Source organism: Nocardiopsis sp. RV163, assembly GCF_001029525.1.
GTDB classification, from domain to species: domain Bacteria; phylum Actinomycetota; class Actinomycetes; order Streptosporangiales; family Streptosporangiaceae; genus Nocardiopsis; species Nocardiopsis dassonvillei.
The window spans coordinates 1-3,682 of the sequence record NZ_LEKI01000281.1; the positions used below are offsets into that span (position 1 = coordinate 1).

At 73.4% G+C, this 3,682-nt stretch carries 4 protein-coding genes; 2 read left to right on the forward strand and 2 right to left on the reverse strand.

From position 1 onward, the window contains the following. Positions 1–164 precede the first annotated feature (164 nt). Together ABD54_RS25965 and ABD54_RS25970 are read left to right on the forward strand one after the other, a co-directional pair. Complete coding sequence (locus ABD54_RS25965) at positions 165–458, forward strand: hypothetical protein (protein WP_047872180.1); 294 nt, start codon at positions 165–167, stop codon at positions 456–458. Then, positions 459–836, forward strand: a complete 378-nt coding sequence (locus tag ABD54_RS25970) for a roadblock/LC7 domain-containing protein (RefSeq protein WP_013152635.1) — start codon at positions 459–461, stop codon at positions 834–836. It begins immediately after the preceding gene. Positions 837–932: 96 nt separating this feature from the next. Here the strand turns inward: ABD54_RS25970 and ABD54_RS25975 are convergent, their stop codons facing one another. After that, the gene (locus tag ABD54_RS25975) at positions 933–3,329 is read right to left on the reverse strand and encodes an excinuclease ABC subunit UvrA (protein ID WP_047872181.1); all 2,397 of its coding nucleotides are present in this window, start codon (positions 3,327–3,329) and stop codon (positions 933–935) included. A 208-nt stretch (positions 3,330–3,537) separates the two neighbouring features. Further along, a partial coding sequence (locus ABD54_RS27620) for an SIP domain-containing protein (protein ID WP_160313095.1) occupies positions 3,538–3,682 on the reverse strand: 145 nt, incomplete at its 5' end.

A 3,682-nucleotide genomic window follows, 5' to 3' on the forward strand; every position in this document is an offset into this window, starting at 1 on the left:
GACGAGGGACCGTCCGCGCTGGCCAAGCGGAGTCCGGGCGCGAACACCGTGCGCCCCGCGCCCCCGGCCGCGTCGGTTCCGGTCCCCGGAAGCGTGCGCGAACGCCTGCGCTCACTGGGCACCGACCACACGACGGCCGTGGCGGCCGACGAAGAGGCGGCCCGATGAGCACGACCGGACGACCCCGTCCGGCCCGCGGCGGCGAACCGCCCGCCGGGGGACAAGAGGCGGGCGGCCTGACCGCCCTGCCCAAGCGCACCCCGTCCCCGGTGCCCCGGGGGCCGCGCCCCCGGCCGGGGGTGTTCGGCCCCGAGGAGCCCGAACCCGGGCCGATCGCCGCCCTGCGCCGTGCGCAGCGCGCGGCGGTGCCCCTGGAGAGGGTGCGCCGCGCGCTTCAGGACCTGGACGCCCACACCGGCCGCACGGCGCGGCCGACCGACGAGCACGGGAGCATGTAGATGGTTCAGGGTCAGATCGCCGAGGAGCTGGCGCGGCTGCGCGAGCACGTCGTCGGCGTGACCGACAGCGCCGTGGCCGCCTCCGACGGCATGCTGGTGGCCTCCGACATCCAGGGCGGTCGCCCCCACGCGCTGGCCGCGCTCGCCGCCGCATCCCTGGGCCTGGGCAAGCGCACCGGCGACGAGACGGGGCTGGGGCCGCTGCGCGAGGTCGTCACCCGCTGCCAGGGCGGCTACGCGGTCGTCTACGCGGTCGGGATGGAGGCCCTGCTCGTCGTGCTGGGCGACGAGGGCATGGACACCGCCGCCCTGCGCCGCGAGTCCCGGCTGACGGTGGAGCGCGTGGGCTCGCTGCTGGAGGTCACCGCCGCGGGCTGAGGCCCCGGCGGCGGGGCCCTCCCGGGCCCGGCCCGCCGCCCCACGGACGGCGGACCCGGCACGGGCCAGGGGCCGCCTGCTTCGCGCGCGGGCCGGTCAGGCGCCGACGTAGGCCGCGAGGTGCTCGCCGGTGAGGGTGGAGCGGGCGGCGACGAGGTCGGCGGGCGTGCCCTCGAACACGACCCGGCCGCCGTCGTGGCCCGCCCCGGGGCCCAGGTCGATGATCCAGTCTGCGTGCGCCATGACCGCCTGGTGGTGCTCGACGACCACGACCGACTTCCCCGAGTCGACGAGCCGGTCGAGCAGGCCGAGCAGCTGTTCGACGTCGGCCAGGTGCAGGCCGCTGGTCGGTTCGTCCAGGACGTAGACGCCGCCCTCCCCGGCCATGTGGACGGCCAGCTTGAGCCGCTGCCGCTCGCCGCCGGACAGGGTGGTCAGCGGCTGGCCGACCCTGAGGTAGCCCAGGCCGACCTCCTCCAAACGCCGCAGGATCCGCTCGGCGGCGGGCACCTTCGCGCCCTCTCCGCCGAAGAACGCGCGGGCCTCGGCCACCGACATCGCGAGCACCTCGCTGATGTCGCGGCCGCCGTCCGGGCCGCCCAGGCGGTACTCCAGCACCTGCGGCTGGAACCTCCTGCCCTCGCACTCCTCGCACGGCGAGGCGACCGTGTCCATCATGGCCAGGTCGGTGTAGAGCACTCCGGCGCCGTTGCAGGCCGGGCAGGCGCCCTCGGAGTTGGGGCTGAACAGCGCCGGCTTGACGCCGTTGGCCTTGGCGAAGGCCTTGCGGACGGGGTCGAGCAGCCCGGTGTAGGTGGCCGGGTTGCTGCGCCGCGAGCCGCGGATCGCGCCCTGGTCCACCGACACCACGCCCGCGCCCGCGGTCATCGACCCGTGGACCAGCGAACTCTTGCCGCTGCCCGCCACGCCGGTGACCACGCACAGCACGCCCAGCGGCACGTCCACGTCCACGCCGCGCAGGTTGTTGGCGTCGGCGCCGCGGATCTCCAGGGCGTCCCGGGGCGCGCGCGTCTTCGGCTTGAGCCGGGCCCGGTCGTCGAGGTGTCGGCCGGTGGGGGTGCCGCTGGCGCGCAGCCCCTCGACGCCGCCCTCGAAGACGATCCGCCCCCCGTCGTCACCGGCGCCGGGCCCCAGGTCCACCACGTGGTCGGCGATCGCGATGGTCTCCGGCTTGTGCTCCACGACCAGTACGGTGTTGCCCTTGTCGCGCAGCCGCAGCAGCAGGCGGTTCATCCGCTCGATGTCGTGCGGGTGCAGTCCCACGGTGGGCTCGTCGAAGACGTAGGTGACGTCGGTGAGCGAGGAGCCCAGGTGGCGGATCATCTTGGTGCGCTGGGCCTCGCCGCCCGAGAGCGTGCCCGAGGAGCGGTCGAGCGAGAGGTAGCCCAGCCCGATCTCCACGAACGAGTCGAGCGTGTGCCCCAGTTTGTCCAGCAGGGGCCCCGCGGACGGCTCGTCGAGGCCGCGGACCCACTCGGCGAGGTCGCTGATCTGCATCGCGCACGCGTCGGCGATGCTGGTCCCGCGGATCTTGGAGGACCGGGCCGCCTCGCTCAGGCGGGTGCCGTCGCACGCGGGGCAGGCGGTGAAGGTGACAGCCCGGTCCACGAACTCCCGGATGTGCGGCTGCATCGCCTCGCGGTCCTTGGACAGGAACGACTTCCTGATCTTGGGGATCACCCCCTCGTAGGTGAGGTTGACGCCCTCGACCTTCACCTTGACCGGCTCCTTGTGCAGGAAGTCGGCGAGTTCCCCCTCGGTGTAGTCGCGGATCGGCTTGTGGGGGTCCACGAAGCCCGACTCGGCGTAGACCCGCACCGTCCAGAAGTTGTCCGACTTCCAGCCGGGGATGGTGAACGCGCCCTCAGCGATCGACTTGGAGTCGTCGTAGAGCTGGGTGAGGTCGATGTCGGAGACCGTGCCCCGCCCCTCGCAGTGCGTGCACATGCCGCCGGTGCGGCTGAAGGTCTGCCTCACGGCCTTGCCGGTGCCCACCTTGACGGCGCCGCTGGCCTGGACCGAGGCGACGTTGAACGCGAACGCGTTGGGCGAGCCGATGCGCGGTTCCCCGAGGCGGCTGAAGAGGACGCGCAGCAGCGAGTTGGCGTCGGTGGCGGTGCCGACCGTGGAGCGGACGTTGGCGCCCATCCGCTCCTGGTCGATGATGATCGCCGTGGTCAGCCCGTCGAGGACGTCGACGTCGGGCCGGGCCATCGTCGGCATGAGGCCCTGCACGAAGGCGCTGTAGGTCTCGTTGATCATCCGCTGCGACTCCGCGGCGATGGTGTTGAACACCAGGGAGCTCTTGCCCGAGCCGGAGACGCCGGTGAACACGGTCAGGCGGCGTTTGGGTATCTCGACGCTGACGTCCCGGAGGTTGTTCTCTCGCGCGCCGTACACGCGGATCAGGTCGTGGCTGTCGGCGGCGTGCGGCTCGGGCGCCTCCGCGTCCGCCCTGGTGGCCGTGCTCATCGTGATCTCCCTCGGTCGGGTGAGGCCTCTGCGTCGGCGTCGTCCGGATCGGTCCCACCAGTGCCGGGCGGCGGCCGTCGCGCGCCGGTCCGTGTGACCGGTGGGGTCCGTGGTGACAACGCTAGACGGGGGAGCGGGGGCGGCGCTTCTCGATTCCTGACCGGACGGCCGCAGGTGTCGCCTGTGTGATGCGAGGGGGCGGCTCGGGTCAGTCCATGGCGGCGCGGCCGTGGCGCCAGTAGCCGATGAAGGCGATGTCGTCCTTGGGGATGTGGTGTCGGCGGACGAGGGTGCGGCGCAGTTCGGTGGGCAGGGTGTTCTCTCCCGCGACGAAGCAGTAGGGGCGTCCTCGG

Coding starts and splice junctions, on each gene's coding strand:
- ABD54_RS25975 (WP_047872181.1), bottom strand. CDS start 3,329: ATGAGCACGGCCACCAGGGCGGACGCGGAGGCGCCCGAGCCGCACGCC.
- ABD54_RS25965 (WP_047872180.1), top strand. CDS start 165: ATGAGCACGACCGGACGACCCCGTCCGGCCCGCGGCGGCGAACCGCCC.
- ABD54_RS25970 (WP_013152635.1), top strand. CDS start 459: ATGGTTCAGGGTCAGATCGCCGAGGAGCTGGCGCGGCTGCGCGAGCAC.